We start from the raw sequence: 17,687 nt of genomic DNA, 5'->3' as shown, positions 1-17,687 counted from the left end.
AAATTTGTTTTGTATATTAATTTTTTATAATATAATTTAGCAGTTCAAACCACTTAAAAATATATTATGAAAAAAGTTCTATTAGGAGCCGGAATATGCTTTCTGGCCTCCTGCAGCAACGACATGAATTCAACAGGCGGATCTCCTGAAGCTGAACCGCAAACCACACAAGCCACCGGCAAAAGAACCTGCCCTTCCGACAGAATGAGGGATGAAATTTTAAGCAAAGACCCTTCAGCCCGCGCCAGGGTAAATGCCATTGAAAAATATACCGAAGACCACATCAACGACATTAAAGTGGGCAAGGTACTGGCAGACGGTACCGTAGAAATTCCCGTTGTATTCAATGTTGTCTATAAAACAGCCTCCGAAAATGTTTCCGATGCCAGACTTCAGACTCAGATTGATGTCCTGAATAAAGATTACGGAGCAACAAACTCGGACATAAACAATACACCCGCTGAATTTGTTCCCGTAAAAGCAGGAGATACAAAGATCAGGTTCAGACTGGCAAAAGTGGTCAGAAAACAGAGCAACACTACCCTATGGAATCCGGACCAGAACAAAATGAAAGCAGCAAGCACAGGAATTGCAGCCACATCTCCGGACAATTATCTGAACATCTGGATCGTTAATCAGATGACTGACGGTACACTTGGATACGCTTATTATCCGGGAACTATTTCTTCATCCCTGGATGGAGTTGTAATTGCCGCTCCTTATATCGGAACCGGATCAGGAACCTCCGCACCGTTCAATCTGGGAAGAACCGCCACTCATGAAGTGGGACATTACCTGAACCTTCCTCATCTCTGGGGCTCTTCCAATACAGGATGTCAGACAGATTACTCCAACGACACCCCGGTTTCCCCCGGCCCGAATTACGGAATTCCGTCCTACCCTCTCAACCGTGTATGCAGCGGGGTAAGCCGTTCACAGATGTTCATGAACTATATGGACTATGTGGATGATAAAGTAATGCATATGTTCACAGCCAATCAGAAGCAGAGAATGCAGGCTGTTGTAGCAGCTTCCGGCCCAAGATCAGGATTAAGACTCTATTAAAATCACTAATCCCAATAATTTGCTTCAAAAACATTCTGAAGCAAAACATGAAAAAGCCGTTTCCTTATTGTGAAACGGCTTTATTCATTGTTTTAAAGATTAATTATGAAACAACCACTCCTTTAAACGTAAGTACTTTAGGAGTTTTGCTGTCGCTTGTCGTTACAGTCACATTTTTTACAAATGGTCCCACCGCTGCTGCATTATAACTGGCTTCTACAAATCCTTTCTTACCAGGCGCAATAGCTTTTTTGGAATAATCCGCAGTGGTACATCCGCATGATGGTGCTACATTTTCAATAATGATCGGTTCTGAGGAGGTATTGGTAAATTCAAACCTGATCAGTTTTGGTTTTCCCTGAGGAATATTTCCCACATCAACAGATTCTGATTTCCACTTAATGGCAGCTTTGATCGTTTTTACTACGGCCGGATTCTCAGTAGCCGATACATTAGCATAAAACGGAGAGAAGGCAAAAACAGCCAGAAGTGCAGAGATAGTCAATTTTTTCATGAGTATAAATTTTAACAGTTAAAAGATGAAAGAAAATCGTTATTCTTTTTTTTGATATGACAAATGTAAAGGGGAATATCCGCATAAGTTGTTAACCGTTATCAAACATTTGTTAACGAGTTGTTAATGATAAAAGATTAATAAATATTTTTGGATAATATTGTTTCAGGAAATGGAAATAAAAAGACTTAATATTATTATAACGCTCGGGTTTGTAGCTATTATCGGAATTCTGATAGCCCAGCTCCTCTGGACCCGCCAGGCGTATAACCTTGAAGACAAAAAATTTAATCAAAAAGTAAATATTGCCTTACTGGAGGTTGTGGAGAAATTATCCGGAGGAAAAAACTCTTTCACAGAGAATCCGGTACAGAACATTGCCAACGACTATTATGTCGTGAATATTAACAATGAATTTCACCCTGTGGTTCTTGAACATTACCTGAAGACAGAATTCAACCGATTTCAGATCAATACCGATTACGTATACGCCCTATACAACTGTCATAGTGATAAAATGATCTACGGAAAATACATTCCCAAAAACCAGGAGGACACCCATAACAAAGCAATTAATTTCCCGAAACACAAAAACCTGACCTATTATTTTTCGATCCGTTTTCCTGACAAAACCACCTACCTGATCAGTTCTTTAAGATTCTGGTATTTACTCACATTTGCCCTTATCATCATTCTTCTGGTGTATGTTTATTCTATCTACACCATTATTCAGCAAAAAAAATTCTCTGAGCTTCAGCGGGATTTTATCAATAATATGACCCATGAGTTCAAAACTCCGCTATCATCGATCCTCCTGGCTTCCGAAGCGCTTGACAAACAGGCCGCCATACAGGAAAATTCCAAACTTCAGACCTATACTTCCATTATCATCAACCAAAGCCACAAACTCAACAGCCATATTGAAAAAATACTGAATATTGCCAGAACCGACACCTCCGGACTGTCATTAAAACCCCAGAAGATCATGCTGCTTCCTTTCATACGGGAAATTGCCGACACCCTGCTTCAGAAAAACGAAAACCTCAGCATTCATATAGATATTGAAAACAACACCTCTGTAATGGCAGATGAATTTCACTTTACCAATATCGTTTACAACATTTTAGACAATTCTGTCAAGTATTGTGAAACCCACCCTGAAATTTTCATTTCTTCCGCTAAAGATTCAAAAGGCTTATATTTAAAGTTCAAAGACAACGGAATGGGAATCCCTGTTAAAAATATTCCTCATATTTTTGATAAATTTTACAGGATCAACACACAAAAAAGCGATGAAGTTACCGGGTTCGGGTTAGGATTATTTTATGTAAAAAAAATCGTTCAGCAGCATGGCTGGAAAATTTCAGTTGAAAACAATGCAGACCGGGGAATTACAGTCACGATCTTTTTCCCTTTTTAAATTAATATAAGCAGGAATAATGGAGAAATCTAAAATTTTATATGCCGAAGATGACAAAACAATCGCTTTCCTGATTCAGGACAGCCTGGAAAGTTATTATGATATCCACTGTTATCCGGATGGTAAATCTGCACTGGACGCATTCAACAGCCAGAGTTTTGATATTTGTCTTCTGGATATTATGATGCCGGAACTCAGCGGATTCGAGCTGGCTCAGTATATCCGCAGCAAAAACTCGGATATTCCTATTATTTTCATTTCTGCAAAAGCTTTAAAAGAAGACAGAATCAAAGGACTGAAGATTGGTGCGGATGATTATCTCGTAAAGCCATTCAGTATTGAGGAATTAATCCTGAAGATTGAAGTTTTCCTGAAGCGTACAAAGAAAACAGAACATTATCCCCTGAAATACAGGGTCGGAAAATACGACTTCGATCCCAGAAATTACACTTTACAGCATTATGACAGCAGCATCACCCTTACCCAAAGAGAATCTGAACTGCTGCTATACTTTATCCGCCATAAAAATACGGTTGTAAAAAGACAGGATATTCTGAAAGCGATCTGGGGGGATGATGATTATTTTATGGGTCGAAGCCTGGATGTATTTATTTCCAGATTAAGGAAAGTTCTTGCAGACGAGCAGAATATCCTGATTGAAAACCTCCACGGAATAGGCTTCCGCTTTTCCGAAAAGATATAACCGGAGAACCCCGCAGAGGAAAATAATGAATCTTCCGGAACCTTCATCCGGTTTAAATAATCATACATCCCGCAACTTCCGGCTTTCTTATGGCGGCTCCTGCCCTATTCATTCTAATTTTAAAACAGTTATTCTCTGTTTTTTAATTAATTTTAATCTCTGAAAATTTGTTATTAATGAAAAACCACAGAATCATCACACCTTCTTTAATATTTCTTGTATTGCTCAGTGTAAACCTGACTGCCCAAAAATTTGAAAAACTAACCCAATATGTCAACCCGCTCATCGGTACTGAAAAAATGGGACACACCTATCCCGGTGCCACCGTGCCTTTCGGAGCTGTACAGCTGAGCCCTGAAACAGATACCATTTCTTATGAACTGAATGGGAAATATAACGGGGAGGTTTATAAATACTGTGCAGGATACCGGTATGAAGACAAAACCATTACAGGCTTCAGCTCTACCCATTTCAGCGGAACCGGGCACTCTGATCTCGGAGATTTCCTGATTATGCCAACGGTTGGAAAACTTCAGCTGAATCCCGGTACCGCTTCAAACCCTGAAAGCGGATACAGAAGCAGATTTTCCCATCAGAATGAAAAGGCAGAAGCCGGCTATTATAAAGTAAAACTGGATGATTACAATATCCTGGCGGAACTGACGGCCGCCGCAAGAACCGGAGTTCACCGCTATACTTTCCCACAATCTGACCAGGCACACATTATTTTAGACCTTACAGCCGGAATTTATAATTATGACGGTAAAAATATATGGACGTATGTACGGGTAGAAAAGGACGGCACGGTAACCGGCTACCGCCAGACCAACGGCTGGGCCAGAACCAGAACCGTTTATTTTGCCATGAAGTTTTCAAAACCTTTTAAATCTTACGGACAGAAAAATTATGACGGAAAACAGCCGTATAACGGATTCTGGAGAAAATTTGACCAAACCAGAAATTTTCCGGAAATCGCAGGAAAAAACCTGAAAATGTATTTTGATTTTGATACCCGGGAGCAGGAATCCATCGAAATCAAACTGGCTATCTCACCGGTAAGCCAGGCCAATGCCCTGGAAAACCTGGAAAAAGAAACCGGAACATTATCCTTTGACCAGGTGAAATCCAAAGCACAGGACGAATGGAACAGGGAACTGAATAAAATCATCATCAAAGGCTCCGAAACGGAAAAAGTCAATTTTTATACGGCTATGTACCACACTTTCATCAGCCCTACCACCTATATGGACATCAATGGAGAGTATAAAGGACTGGACCAGAACATTCACCAAGCAGAAGGATTTACCAACTACACGACTTTCTCCATCTGGGATACGTACCGTGCCCTCCATCCTTTATTCAATATTGTTCAGCCAAAACGGAACAATGACATGGTAAAATCCATGATGGCCCATTACAATCAGTTTTCTATGAAAATGCTGCCGATATGGTCGCATTATGCCAACGATAACTGGTGTATGAGCGGCTATCACAGTGTAAGCGTTGTTGCAGATGCTATTATCAAGGGAAATTACAGCGGTGATCCCAAAGAAGCATTAAAAGCCTGTGTTGCCACGGCCAGCAAAAGAGACTATGAAGGAATAGGCTTTTATATAGATAAGGGATATATTCCTGCAGAAAAGAACGGAACATCAGTTTCCAATACACTGGAATATGCCTATGACGACTGGGCCATTGCACAACTGGCAAAACATCTGGGAGAGACCGAAATTTACAATCAGTTCATCAGACGGTCTGAAAACTGGAAAAATAATTTTGATTCCGGTGTAGGATTCATGAGGCCCCGCCTGGCAGACGGAAGTTTCAAAAAAGATTTTGATGTACTGAGCACACACGGCCAGGGCTTTATTGAAGGAAATTCGTGGAATTACAGTTTCTTTGTCCCTCAAAATCCCGATGAGCTGATCACTGCTATGGGTGGAAAGAAAAAATTTGCCTCAAAACTGGATGAGCTGTTTACCATGCATCTTCCTGACGAGTTTTTTGCAGATACGGAGGATATTACCCGCGAAGGAATCATCGGCGGTTATGTTCACGGCAATGAACCGGCTCATCACGTAGCTTATCTTTATAACTGGGCAGGACAGCCGTGGAAAACGCAGGCCCAGATCAGACGTATCCTGGAAATGCAGTATAAAGCAACTCCTGACGGCCTCGGCGGGAACGATGATGCAGGGCAGATGAGCGCCTGGTATATCCTGAGTTCGCTTGGTTTTTATCCCGTAGCTCCGGGTTCGGAAAATTATTCAATCGGGAGTCCGGCAGTGGATCATGCTGTGCTTAACCTGGAAAATGGAAAGACCTTTGAAATTGAAGCCATCAATCAGAACAAAAAAAATGTATATGTTCAGAAGATCCTTCTGAATGGCAAGGAAATCAAAGATTTTACGCTCAGACATTCAGACATCATGAATGGCGGAAAACTTATATTTTATATGAGTTCCAAACCAAAGAAATAATTTTACAGCAAAACATGAAAAGGCCGGTCTGCAATATACAGACCGGCCTTTGTTATACTTTTAGCTTCTTGATATTATTCCACTTCAAAAAGAAGTCTTTCTCCGAATTTCTCTTCGGCTATCTTTCCATTCTCATAAACAGGATGGCCATTCACAAAGGTATGGGTTACTTCAGAATGAAGATTCATTCCTTCAAGCGGGCTCCAGCCGCACTTATACAGGAGATTGTCCTTAGCTACCGTCCAGTCTGCATTTAAATCTACCAGAACAAGGTCTGCCTTATAGCCTTCCTTAATAAATCCTCTTTTTTCAATCCGGAAGAGAATAGCCGGATTGTGGCACATCTTTTCAACGATTTTCTCCAGAGATATTTTACCGTTTCTGTAATTCTCCAGCATCACAGGCAGAGAATGCTGTACCAGAGGGGCTCCGGACGGACATTTTAAATATTTGTTCTGCTTTTCTTCTGCTGTGTGCGGCGCATGATCGGTTGCAATTACATCAATTCTTCCGTCCAGAAGCGCTTCCCAAAGACCATCCCTGTCCTGTTGGGTTTTTACAGCCGGATTCCATTTGATTAAACTGCCTTTCGTTTCATAATCCTCATTGGTAAATGTTAAATGATGAACACAAACCTCTGCCGTGATCTTTTTATCTTTCAACGGGATATCATTTCTGAAAAGAGCGGTCTCTTTCGCTGTTGAAAGATGGAAAACGTGAAGTCTTGCGCCCGTTTTCCGTGCCAGCTCTATTGCTTTTGAAGATGATTTGTAGCAGGCTTCCTCACTTCTGATCAGGTGATGGAATTTTACAGGGATATCTTCTCCGTATTCGTCAATATATTTTTGGGTATTCGCTTTAATGGTTGCCTCATCTTCGCAGTGAACAGCAATCAGCATTTTCGTACTGCTGAAAATATTCTCGAGGGTTTCAGGATTATCAACCAGCATATTTCCTGTGGAAGAGCCTAAAAATAATTTAATCCCCGGAACGTTTCGCGGGTTGGTCTTTAACACCTCTTCAAGATTATCATTGGTTCCTCCCATCATAAAACCATAATTGGCATAGGCCTTTTGGGAAGCAATCACGTATTTATCTGCCAATAATTCCTGGGTAACAGCATTAGGAACGGTATTCGGCTGGTCGATAAAACTGGTTATCCCTCCGGCAATGGCAGCTTTTGATTCGCTTTCGATATCTCCTTTATGAGTCAGTCCCGGCTCTCTGAAATGTACCTGGTCATCAATAACACCCGGGAGAAGGTATTTTCCGGAACCGTCAATAATCCGGTCTGCATCTTCGGAAATAGCTGAATCTATTTTGGAGATGAGGTCGTTTTCTATTAAAACATCGCCATCGGAGATCCGGCCCTCGTTAACGATCTTTACATTTTTAATTAGGATTTTCATTATACTTTTAGAAATTAGATATTACATAAAGGAAGCAGGAAAAGTCTTGTACTGACAATATCAATGATGCATCAACAGTAAATACGGATTTCCAGTCTCAACAATTCAGCTTCTATAAAAAACAAAATTAAGATTTATGAATGAATTTAAGGGCAGCCGGTAAAAATCAATTTCTAAATATTTACATTTGCATAAAAATTTCACATTTGTATAAGAAACTTTTAGGGCAGACTGCGTTATACGGTTTGACAACGGTGGTCATCCGTTTATTCCCTTTTATTATCAATCCCTATATCACACAAGCTTTTGGCCCTGAAGCTTATTCTCCATTTGCAGATTTCTATTCCGTAGCCGGTGTTATTGCCGTACTTCTGACTCATGGAATGGAAACCACATTCTTCCGTTTTGCATTAGATGAAAAGGATGATAAAAAACTCATTTCCACGACATTTTTCAGTGTCCTGATGGCTACTCTGGCTTTCCTTATTTTTTCTCTTGGCTTCAGAGAAGAACTGGCCATTGCATTTAAGACCCCAACACAGGTAAACCTTCTTACCATCCTGGTCATTGTTCTGTCTCTGGATGCTTTCTGTGCAATGCCTTTCGTATTATTAAGGAAAAATGAAAGACCCGTAAAATATGCCTCTGTAAAAATTGCGAACGGGGTGGTCAATTTTTTGCTTGTGATCTTCTTTTTACAGATATTGCCTCGGTTCCCGAACGGAATTCTGGGTTTAAAATACAGTCCCGAATTTGGTATAGGCTATGTTTTCGTAGCGAATCTGGCCGCAAGTGCTTTAACATTTGTTCTTTTATTCAAGGAAATCTTCATTGCCAAAATAAGATATTTCTCCTGGGAATTATGGAAAAAAATGATGAAATATTCCTGGCCGATCACCATTGCCGGGCTGGCTGGAATCATCAATGAAACTTTCGACCGCCAGTTTCTTAAATTCCTTCTCCCTGATGAACTCGGCAGGCATGAGCTGGGAGTATACGGTGCAGTCGCCAAGATCGTTACTTTCGTTGTTCTCTTCAGGCAGGCTTACGTTCTCGGAATTGAACCTTTCTTTTTCAGCCATTCCAAAAATGAAAATGCAAAGAAAACCTACGCCAAGCTTTTAGACGTATTTATTACGGTAAACTGCCTGATCGTTCTTTTTCTTTGTGCCAATTTAGGCTGGATTTCCAAATTTTATCTTAAAAATCCGGAATATTATGAGGGAATTGCCATCCTTCCGGTATTGTTCTTCGCAAGTTTATTTCTGGGCATCTATCTTAATCTCTCCATCTGGTATAAGCTTTCGGATAAAACCGTAGTGGGGGCTTATATTTCTGCCATCGGAGCGGTCATTACAATCGGAATCAATTATTATTTCATTCCCCGATATGGTTACTGGGCTTCTACGTGGGCTACAATCAGTTCTTATTTTGTAATGATGGTGGTGTCCTATATCTGGGGGCAGATCAAGTATCCCATTCCTTATAATCTCTATAAAAATCTGGTAGTAATACTTGTTACCATCATATTCTCGCTGGTAAGTTATCAGTATCTGGGAGAAAATTATCTGCTTACCAATATTCTGTTCATTATTCTGGCCCTTATTTTGATTAAAACACAAAATATTATTCCTCAACGTTTATTGCAAAAATTAAAACTTAAATAAAACATTAAAGATATAAATCATATTCCTTGGAGTATTTTAATTGCTATCTTTAACCTTATCAAACGAACTAACATAAAAAACATTCTTACATAGTCTATGAAAATAATTGTTCCTATGGCTGGACGCGGTTCCAGATTACGTCCACATACCCTTACCGTTCCCAAACCTCTTATTCCGATTGCCGGAAAACCGATTGTACAGAGACTTGTGGAAGACATTGCCAAAGTAGCGGGAGAGCCGATTGAAGAGGTCGCATTTATCATTGGAGATTTCGGGCCTGAAATAGAAAAATCTTTAATCCATATTGCAGAAAAACTGGGAGCCAAAGGAAGCATATACTATCAGAATGATCCGCTGGGAACGGCTCACGCTATCAAGTGTGCAGAAGAATCCATGCAGGGAGATGTGGTGATTGCTTTTGCAGATACGCTGTTCCGTGCAGATTTCCAGCTTGATAAAAATTCGGATGGGGTGATCTGGGTGAAAAGTGTAGAAGATCCGTCCGCTTTCGGTGTCGTAAAACTGGACAATTACGGTTTTATTACCGATTTTGTAGAGAAGCCTCAGACTTTTGTTTCCGATCTTGCCATCATCGGGATCTATTATTTCAACAGTGCCGAAAAACTGATGGACGAGATCAATCATATTATTGATAACGATATTAAAAACGGAGGTGAATACCAGCTGACTATGGCTTTGGAAAATTTAAGAGCCAAAGGAGCCAAATTCACTTTAGGAAAGGTAAACGACTGGATGGATTGCGGAAATAAAAATGCCACCGTAGAAACCAACAGCAAGATTCTGGCCTACGAAAAAGAAGAAATGATGAATTATCCGGCTTCTGCGGTCATCGAAAACTCTCTGATCATACAGCCATGCTTTATCGGAGAAAATGTAAAAATATCCAACTCAAAAATTGGGCCGGGTGTTTCGCTGGGAAACAATACGGTAATTGTGAATTCCAATATTGAAAATTCCCTGATCCAAGAAAATACCAGAATCAATCACGGAAATCTTTCCAATTCTATGATCGGAAATTCTGCACAGTATTTTGGTGTTGCCAGAGAGATTTCTTTAGGAGACTATTCCGTACTGGATTTTTTATCCAAATAAACTAAAAACTATTATTCCTGAACAGGATAATCAAACCACACAAAATCTTTTGTGTGGTTTGGCGTTAATATTGCAAAGTATTCTTTAATTTGAAAGATAAACACATGAAAAACTGTATCCTCATACTTTTAGTACTTCTTACTTTATCATCGTGCAAAACAAGAAATGCCGCAAAAAACAGCAACGGTAATGTGCAGGACAGCACAGCAGTTTCGGAAGACGGTGGAAAATCCAAAGAAGGCGGTGAATATGTGAGAGATAAATATACCTTTTTTGAACATGTGATTATTCCTCCGAAATTTGACCAGATCAAAATCAACAGTAAAGTAAACGTACAGACCGGAAGCTTTATTCCTACCCTTGATGCCACCATTTATATTGAGAACAATAAGAAAGTATGGATGAATCTGCAGGCTCTTTTATTTAATGTAGCCAGAGGAATTGCCACCCCGGAGGGTATTAAAGGACTGGACAAAACAAGTAAAACCTACATCGATTCAGATTTCGATTATCTGAATAATCTGCTGAATGTAAACTTTATTGATTACAAATCCCTGGAAAAGATTCTGATGGGCAGAACTTTTGTGAAAATCAACGATTCTAATTTTACCCTGACTCAGAATTCACAGGGCTTTAAAATGGTCTCCAATGCCAATCAGAAGATTGTTACCGACGAGAAAACAAGGGAATATAAAATTGTTCTGCTGTATGATACCAACTATGATTTGCTGAGTGTTAATCTGAAAGATGTCCTGTCTTCCGATGAACTGGAAATTTCTTACAGCAACTGGAATGAATACAGCGGAATCCGTCTTCCGAAAAATGTTAAAATAATTATAAAAGGCTCAAAATCTAGTCAGATTTTACTGGAAAACACGAAATTTGACTTTTCGAGGATGGAAACACCTTATTCTGTACCATCCAGTTACAAGAAAATTGAGATTAAATGATTAGAAAATTTAGCTTTTTAATAGGTATTTTCATGTTCGGACTGCATCAGGGGCAGCAGAACAAAGAACAGCTTCAGAAGCAGAATGCCGAACTTAAAAAACAAATTGCACAAATAAATACGGATTTAGCTAAAACAAGAAGCGAATCCAAACTTTCAGTAGCCTATCTTACCAACGTCAATAAAAAATTATCTTTAAGAGAAAAGGTATATACCAATACTCAGAAGGAAAAAAGATTTATTGAGGACGAGATCTATCTCCGACAGCTGGAAATCAACCGGCAGAACAAAGAGCTGGCCGTTCTCAGAAAGAATTATGCAGAAGTTCTGGTGAACGCCTATAAAAATAAAGGGGTACAGAATAAAGTAACCTTCATTCTTTCTGCAAAAAACTTAGGGGAAGCCATCAGAAGAGTACAGTACCTGAAACAATACTCTGATTACCAGGACAAAAAAGCAGCTGAAATTACTAACGCTGCCAATCAGATCAAAAAATCAATTGCCCAGAAGCAGACTTCTGTTAAAGAAAAAGAAAACCTTCTGGTAAACCAGCAGAAAGATCTTACGACGATTAATGCGGAAAGAGCCCAAAAAGAACAGCTGGTAGAAGAATTTAAGAAAAACGAATCAAAACTTACCGCTGAGCTGAAACAGAAACAGGCTCAGAATAAAGTGATTGAAGGCCAGATCAGAGCTATTATTGCAGAAGAGATCCGCATCGCAAAAGCGGAAGAGGAAGCCAGAAAGAAGGCAGAAGCAGAGAAAATACGTCTGGCTAAAATTGCTGCTGAAAGAGAAAAAGCAAGAATTGAAGCTGAGGCCAAAGCAAAAGCGGAAGCACTTGAACGAGAAAGAAAACTGGCAGAAGCAGAAGCGAAAAAAGCAGCCGAACTTGCCGCCAGAAGAGCTGAAGAAGAGAAAAAACGAAGCGAAGAAGCTGCAAGAGCAGAAGCCAATGCCAAAGACGAGGCCAGAAGGGTTGCTGCTAAAAAAGCATATGATGAAGCCAATGCCAAAGCGAAAGAAGCAGCCGAAAAATTAGCCGCAGCTAAAGCAGCGGAAACAGCCCTTGCCAAAAGAAAAGAAGAGGAGAAAAAAGCCGCTGAAACTAAGGCTATGACCAATTATGGTGTTTCTGCAGCTCCTGCCGGAAGTAATTTCGCAGAGAGTAAAGGCAGGCTGGGATATCCCGCAGACAGAGCAGGACAGATTACCCACAGATTCGGAAGACAGCCACACCCGGTTTTCAAAAATATCACAGAAGAAAATAACGGTGTTAAGATTTCTGTTCCTTCAGGAACACGTGCAAAATCGGTATACCCGGGATCTGTTTCTTCTGTAATGGCTAACAGCGACGGGACAAAAACCGTTATTGTGAAACACGGAACCTATTTTACCATCTATTCCAACTTAGGAAGTGTAAGCGTCTCCAAAGGACAGCAGGTTTCAGCCGGTACGCCGGTGGGTACCGTTGCCCAGGATTTTGATGGTGCCTACACCCTTGATTTCCAGGTATGGAGCGGAAGTACACCAGTTGATCCATTAGGTTGGATTTCATATTAAAAAAAGCGTAACTTTGCAAAAATTTTAAGAGATGAATACACTAACAATACTTGCCTTATCTTGGCAGCACATTCTGATCGTAGCCATACTTCTGGTTTTACTTTTCGGAGGAAAGAAAATTCCGGAATTAATGAGAGGAGTAGGTTCAGGGATCAAAGAATTTAAAGATGCGGTAAAGGAAGAAGACAAACCTGGTTCAGAAAAAACGTCTTCCAACACAAACAATAATTCTTCCAGCAACTAAAAAGCCCAGAATTAATGAATTTTACTGAGACTGCATGGAAAGTCTTCAATCAATCTATTGAAGACTATCACGTGTCTGATGACGTTAACGCTCTAATTAATAACCCGTTTGAAAAAGACAGTTTGGAACGGATTTTGTATGCAAAGAACTGGATTGATACCGTTCAATGGCATTTAGAAGATATTATTAGAGATGAAAATATTGATCCTGCTGAAGCTCTTCAACTGAAGAGAACAATTGATGCTTCCAACCAGAAAAGAACTGATCTGGTAGAATTTATCGACAGCTGGTTCCTTAGAAAGTTTGAAAATATAACTCCTGAACCTGATGCAAAAATCAATACGGAAACTCCCGCTTGGGCAGTAGACAGGCTATCAATTCTTGCATTAAAGGTTTATCATATGTCATTAGAAGCCAATAGAGATTCTGCTTCTGAAGAGCACCGTGCAAACTGCCAGGCCAAACTGGATGTACTGCTTACCCAGAAAGAAGACCTATCCACTTCTATAGATCAGTTGCTTGCTGATATTGAAAACGGTAACGTTAAGATGAAGGTATACAAACAAATGAAAATGTATAACGATGAAAGTCTTAACCCAATCCTTTATCAAAAGGGGCAACAGAAATGAAAAAACTATTTTTTTTTGGAGTACTAATCATCATCACTTCCTGTGCAACGGAAAAGCTTAATCTTTCTCCGCTGTCTAATAATTTTTATAGCGAAACCAAAGGATCTGATTCAGACAGAGGCTCTAAGAAGAGCTTTGATATCAACATCAAAGAAAACGTTAATGCCTCTGAAATCTCAAACCTTATTTCTACCTTTCCAAAGTTTAAGAATAATGGTCTGAATGAAGAGATTACGAGCCTGAAATACAGCCTTCAGAATTATCTGTATGCTATTGATGCCAATAATTTAAACGGGAAGAAAAGAGCGATTAAAAGCTTCGAAAAATCATATAAAAAAATTCAGAAACTCAGACAGAATATTGATAAAGACGACAATGAAGTCCTGAACAGGTATCTGGTCCGTCTGAAAACCAATATTTCTGTGATCGAAGATTCTTTGAAAAATTAATAATTAACTGCAGTATTAATGATTAAAATTCAGGCGGAAGCCAATGTTCCCACAGAACACGGTACTTTCCGAATGATTGCTTTCTCTGAAAACGAAAACGACTGGATGCCTCACATGGCCATCATAGCAGAAAATACAGATTTCACAAAACCGGTGAACGTACGTTTTCATTCTGAATGCATTACCGGAGAAGTTTTTCACTCTAAAAAATGCGAATGCGGGCAACAGCTGGATGCCGCTATGAAATACATCCATGAGAACGGAGGAATCATTATTTATCTCCGTCAGGAAGGAAGAAATATAGGAATCATCAATAAGCTGAAGGCTTATTCACTTCAGGAAAAAGGACTGGACACTGTACAGGCTAACCTGGAACTGGGACTTCCTGCCGATGACAGAAACTTTGGGGTAGCTATTGAGATTCTTAATCTGTTGGACGTTAAAGATGTCAATCTGCTGACTAACAACCCTGAAAAGGTAAAATATGTTACAGACAGCAATGTTCATCTCAACTCAAGAATTCCTTTACAGATCCCGGCCAACGAAATAAGCAAAGGCTATCTGAAAACAAAAAAAGATTTCTTCGGGCATCTTTTGGATGATAATGATAATTAAATAAAAATAAATACAAGCTTCAGAAATCTGAAGCTTTTTTTGTGGCCATTTCTAAAAGCTGTATTTCAAAAGGTAAATTAATAACCGTCAGGGGTTAAAGAGTTGAAGTATACAAGGCGGGAAGTGAGCCTGAAAACCATTGTAAAATCAAATCACCCTAAACCTTCATAAACTTTCCTTGTCACGGCTTCAAACCAGTCTGAATCGGATATTTTTGTCCCAAACTTGGTTATTCAGGATACTGTAAAATGTTTTCAAATTTTATCCGTATTAAAGTTCTATCAGAACAATATATTAATCATTTTCTATTTCCTCCGGCCTCCTAAATTCATTCAAAAAAAATAATCTGCTGTATTATCTTGCATGCATGCTGCGCTCTGTTCATTCAATAGGATCAAAAAATCAAAAGCCCCGGAATCGCTCCCGGGGCTTTTTTAATTATAAAAAACTGAAAAGATATTCTTAATTAATTCACTTTAATGCTTTTAACTTTAGATTCATCTAAATTATAATATTTAACTACTGCATTGTAATCACTATAATCGATATTCGCTTTTTTATTTTTAGCTCCTCCAATACCTGTTCCGTTAGCAGGAATAAGTACGATTCTGAAAGTCTGGTTATTTAAGTAAGCCGCAATTTCTGCTGATGTAAGATCCCCAGGTACATTAAAATTCGGATCATCAATTCTGATCTCTACGTTTTGAGAATTGAAAACGAAATTGTAGTCAAATACCCTGTTGGTAGGTTTACCTGATACATCCGGCAAATAAATTGATTTCGGGATCTGCTGCCAAACGTTACCAACTCCCAGTCTGTAAACTAAAACAACATCTGTGCTTGGAATATTAAGCCCCTGAGAGATCGTATAATTGCCCGTACTTGAAAAGCTACCTGTAACATCCTTCATTTGAGCAATCGTATCGTAATCTACTGTCTGAACAGAGTCATCATTATCACAACTGTAAGCAGTAAAGCCGATAACGCCCAGGAATAAGAAGAGAAGTATTTTTTTCATTTTTATAAAAGTTTAGTTATTATTTATATAGCGTATTCAAATCATATACCAAAAATTTCAAAAACTTTGTTTTTCATCATTTTTTTAATTGTATTTTTGTTCTTATAGAAAAGATCATGAAGAAATTAATATATACTTCCCTCTTTATTTGTGCATTAATAGGTTCTTCTGCCAAAGCACAGTACCAACCTAAAAATCTTTCCAAAGATGATCTGAAAAAGGCTCAAAACTGGGTAGACAAGACTTACAGATCACTCTCCCAGGACGAAAAGCTGGGACAGCTGTTTATTGTAGCATTATACACCAATAAAGGCGAAGATTATATTGAACAGGTAAGAAATATTGTTGTTAAAGATAAGATCGGCGGTCTGATCCTGATGCAGGATGATGCGGCAAGAGAGATTAGTCTGGTGAATGAATTTCAGCAGAAATCCAAAGTTCCCATGATGATCGGAATGGATGCTGAATGGGGATTGTTCCAGAGGATTGCTACGGCCCATAAATTTCCGTGGGCGATGACTCTTGGGGCTATTCAGGATAAGAGCCTTATTTACCGGATGTCTGCCAAAATTGCAGAAGACTGTCACAGAATGGGAATTAACTGGGATTTTGCTCCTGTTGTAGACGTGAATACCAATCCGAACAATCCAATTATCGGAAACAGAAGTTTCGGGTCGGAAGTAGAAAATGTCATCAGCTCTGCCCTATCCTATTCCAACGGCCTTCAGGACAATACTATTCTTGCAGCCATCAAACATTTTCCGGGGCATGGTGACACCAGTACAGACTCTCACCTTGATCTGCCTCTTGTTTCCCACAATTTAGACAGGCTTAATACGGTTGAACTGGCACCTTTTAAAGCTTTAATGGATAAAGGAATCGGGGGAGTAATGGTTGCCCATCTGTATGTTCCGAGCCTGGAATCCGGAAAAGGAATTCCTGCTTCGGTTTCTAAAAATATCATTACCGGATTACTTAAAGAAAAATTGGGATATAAAGGCTTAATTATTACTGATGCCTTAAATATGGGCGCTGTGGCCAACAAATACAAACCCGGTGAGCTGGATGCGCTGGCTTTTAAGGCTGGAAATGACATTATGTTATTCTCCCAGGGCGTTGCCGAAGGAAAAAAATTGATCCAGAAAGCGATTGACAAACGGGAAATTTCACAATCCAGAGTGGAAGAGAGTGTAAAGAAAATATTAATGACAAAATATTTCCTCGGCCTGGATCAATACATCCCAAAAAATCCTGAAAATATCAACAGCGACCTGAATAACGATTCGCATAAAACCCTTGTTCAGAATCTTTATGCCAATGCACTGACTTTATTAAAAGACGACAAAAAACTACTTCCTGTTACAGGAAAACAGATATATTATGTACCTCTGGAGGAAGCTCCGTACCAGACTTTTGCCAGCCAGCTGGGATCAAATGTAATCATTAAGAAATCCGGTGAAATCAATACAATTCCTGAAGGTTCAACGGTAATCGCAGGTTTCCATAAGGATAATTCAACGGCATATAAATCTTATAAGATTTCAGCAGAATCAAAAAAAGTACTTGCTGAACTTACCAAAAAACAGAATGTTATTTTAAATGTGTTCGGAAGTGCCTACGCCCTTAAGGACATTGATATCTCCAATGTTTCTACTGTTCTTGTAGCTTACGAAAACAATGACGACTCAATGACAGCTGCGGCAAATGCCCTGAACGGAAAGACCAGAATCTGGGGTCGACTTCCTGTTCTGGTGAACGACCAGCTTAAAGCAGGCATGGGTATGGATCTCAACACCGGAACATCCGGTATGAACACAGCAGTTTCATCAACATCAAAACAACAATAATC

The 17,687-nt window shown here is 39.4% G+C and carries 16 protein-coding genes; 13 read left to right on the top strand and 3 right to left on the bottom strand.

The genetic code is table 11. The annotated features are described in order from the left end of the window. The first annotated feature begins 66 nt into the window (after positions 1-66). Positions 67-1,065 (top strand): zinc metalloprotease, encoded by a 999-nt coding sequence (locus AC106S_RS23030; RefSeq protein ID WP_482442239.1) that lies wholly within the window; start codon positions 67-69, stop codon positions 1,063-1,065. A 103-nt stretch (positions 1,066-1,168) separates the two neighbouring features. Here the strand turns inward: AC106S_RS23030 and AC106S_RS23025 are convergent, their stop codons facing one another. Further along, positions 1,169-1,579 carry a DUF1573 domain-containing protein gene (locus AC106S_RS23025; protein ID WP_482442237.1) on the bottom strand — a complete coding sequence of 137 codons (411 nt, stop codon included), beginning with the start codon at positions 1,577-1,579 and terminating at the stop codon, positions 1,169-1,171. 172 nt (positions 1,580-1,751) lie between these two features. Between AC106S_RS23025 and AC106S_RS23020 the strand changes: the two genes are divergently transcribed. The 3 genes from AC106S_RS23020 (at position 1,752) to AC106S_RS23010 (ending at position 6,182) form a co-directional block, all read left to right on the top strand. Next, entirely contained in the window at positions 1,752-2,999 is a 1,248-nt protein-coding gene (locus AC106S_RS23020) for a sensor histidine kinase (protein ID WP_482442235.1), read from the top strand. 19 nt (positions 3,000-3,018) lie between these two features. Further along, a complete protein-coding gene (locus AC106S_RS23015) occupies positions 3,019-3,702 on the top strand; it encodes a response regulator transcription factor (protein ID WP_482442233.1) in 684 nt (227 codons plus the stop codon). Between the two features lie 176 nt (positions 3,703-3,878). Beyond that, positions 3,879-6,182, top strand: a complete 2,304-nt coding sequence (locus tag AC106S_RS23010; protein ID WP_482442231.1) for a GH92 family glycosyl hydrolase — start codon at positions 3,879-3,881, stop codon at positions 6,180-6,182. Positions 6,183-6,256: 74 nt separating this feature from the next. Here AC106S_RS23010 and AC106S_RS23005 read toward each other — a convergent pair whose 3' ends face one another. After that, on the bottom strand, positions 6,257-7,591 hold the full coding sequence (locus AC106S_RS23005; protein WP_482442229.1) for a dihydroorotase: 1,335 nt from the start codon (positions 7,589-7,591) through the stop codon (positions 6,257-6,259). Positions 7,592-7,797: 206 nt separating this feature from the next. On the opposite strand from AC106S_RS23005, the gene AC106S_RS23000 reads away from it, so the two are divergent. The 8 genes from AC106S_RS23000 to ribA all read left to right on the top strand — a co-directional run bounded on the left by AC106S_RS23000 (position 7,798) and on the right by ribA (position 14,820). Further along, entirely contained in the window at positions 7,798-9,258 is a 1,461-nt protein-coding gene (locus AC106S_RS23000; RefSeq protein ID WP_482442228.1) for a lipopolysaccharide biosynthesis protein, read from the top strand. Between the two features lie 96 nt (positions 9,259-9,354). Further along, the gene (locus AC106S_RS22995; RefSeq protein ID WP_482442227.1) at positions 9,355-10,371 is read left to right on the top strand and encodes a sugar phosphate nucleotidyltransferase; all 1,017 of its coding nucleotides are present in this window, start codon (positions 9,355-9,357) and stop codon (positions 10,369-10,371) included. A 104-nt stretch (positions 10,372-10,475) separates the two neighbouring features. Continuing rightward, on the top strand, positions 10,476-11,321 hold the full coding sequence (gene lolB1, locus AC106S_RS22990) for a lipoprotein insertase outer membrane protein LolB1 (RefSeq protein ID WP_482442226.1): 846 nt from the start codon (positions 10,476-10,478) through the stop codon (positions 11,319-11,321). Beyond that, positions 11,318-12,883 carry a murein hydrolase activator EnvC family protein gene (locus AC106S_RS22985; RefSeq protein WP_482442225.1) on the top strand — a complete coding sequence of 522 codons (1,566 nt, stop codon included), beginning with the start codon at positions 11,318-11,320 and terminating at the stop codon, positions 12,881-12,883. Before lolB1 ends, AC106S_RS22985 begins: the two co-directional genes overlap by 4 nt. A gap of 31 nt (positions 12,884-12,914) precedes the next feature. After that, on the top strand, positions 12,915-13,127 hold the full coding sequence (locus tag AC106S_RS22980) for a twin-arginine translocase TatA/TatE family subunit (protein ID WP_482442224.1): 213 nt from the start codon (positions 12,915-12,917) through the stop codon (positions 13,125-13,127). Between the two features lie 14 nt (positions 13,128-13,141). Then, a complete protein-coding gene (locus AC106S_RS22975) occupies positions 13,142-13,756 on the top strand; it encodes a DUF4254 domain-containing protein (protein WP_482442222.1) in 615 nt (204 codons plus the stop codon). Next, on the top strand, positions 13,753-14,205 hold the full coding sequence (locus tag AC106S_RS22970; RefSeq protein ID WP_482442221.1) for a hypothetical protein: 453 nt from the start codon (positions 13,753-13,755) through the stop codon (positions 14,203-14,205). Before AC106S_RS22975 ends, AC106S_RS22970 begins: the two co-directional genes overlap by 4 nt. An 18-nt stretch (positions 14,206-14,223) precedes the next feature. Next, positions 14,224-14,820: a GTP cyclohydrolase II gene (gene ribA / locus AC106S_RS22965; protein ID WP_482442220.1), complete on the top strand. Its 597-nt coding sequence runs from the start codon at positions 14,224-14,226 to the stop codon at positions 14,818-14,820. Positions 14,821-15,286: 466 nt separating this feature from the next. On the opposite strand, the gene AC106S_RS22960 is transcribed toward ribA, so the two are convergent. Continuing rightward, on the bottom strand, positions 15,287-15,838 hold the full coding sequence (locus AC106S_RS22960) for a hypothetical protein (RefSeq protein ID WP_482442219.1): 552 nt from the start codon (positions 15,836-15,838) through the stop codon (positions 15,287-15,289). 116 nt (positions 15,839-15,954) lie between these two features. On the opposite strand from AC106S_RS22960, the gene AC106S_RS22955 reads away from it, so the two are divergent. After that, the gene (locus AC106S_RS22955; protein ID WP_482442217.1) at positions 15,955-17,685 is read left to right on the top strand and encodes a glycoside hydrolase family 3 protein; all 1,731 of its coding nucleotides are present in this window, start codon (positions 15,955-15,957) and stop codon (positions 17,683-17,685) included. Positions 17,686-17,687: the final 2 nt, after the last annotated feature.

The organism is Chryseobacterium sp. FR054, from assembly GCF_056844565.1.
This window is presented reverse-complemented; position numbering and strand designations above follow the sequence as displayed.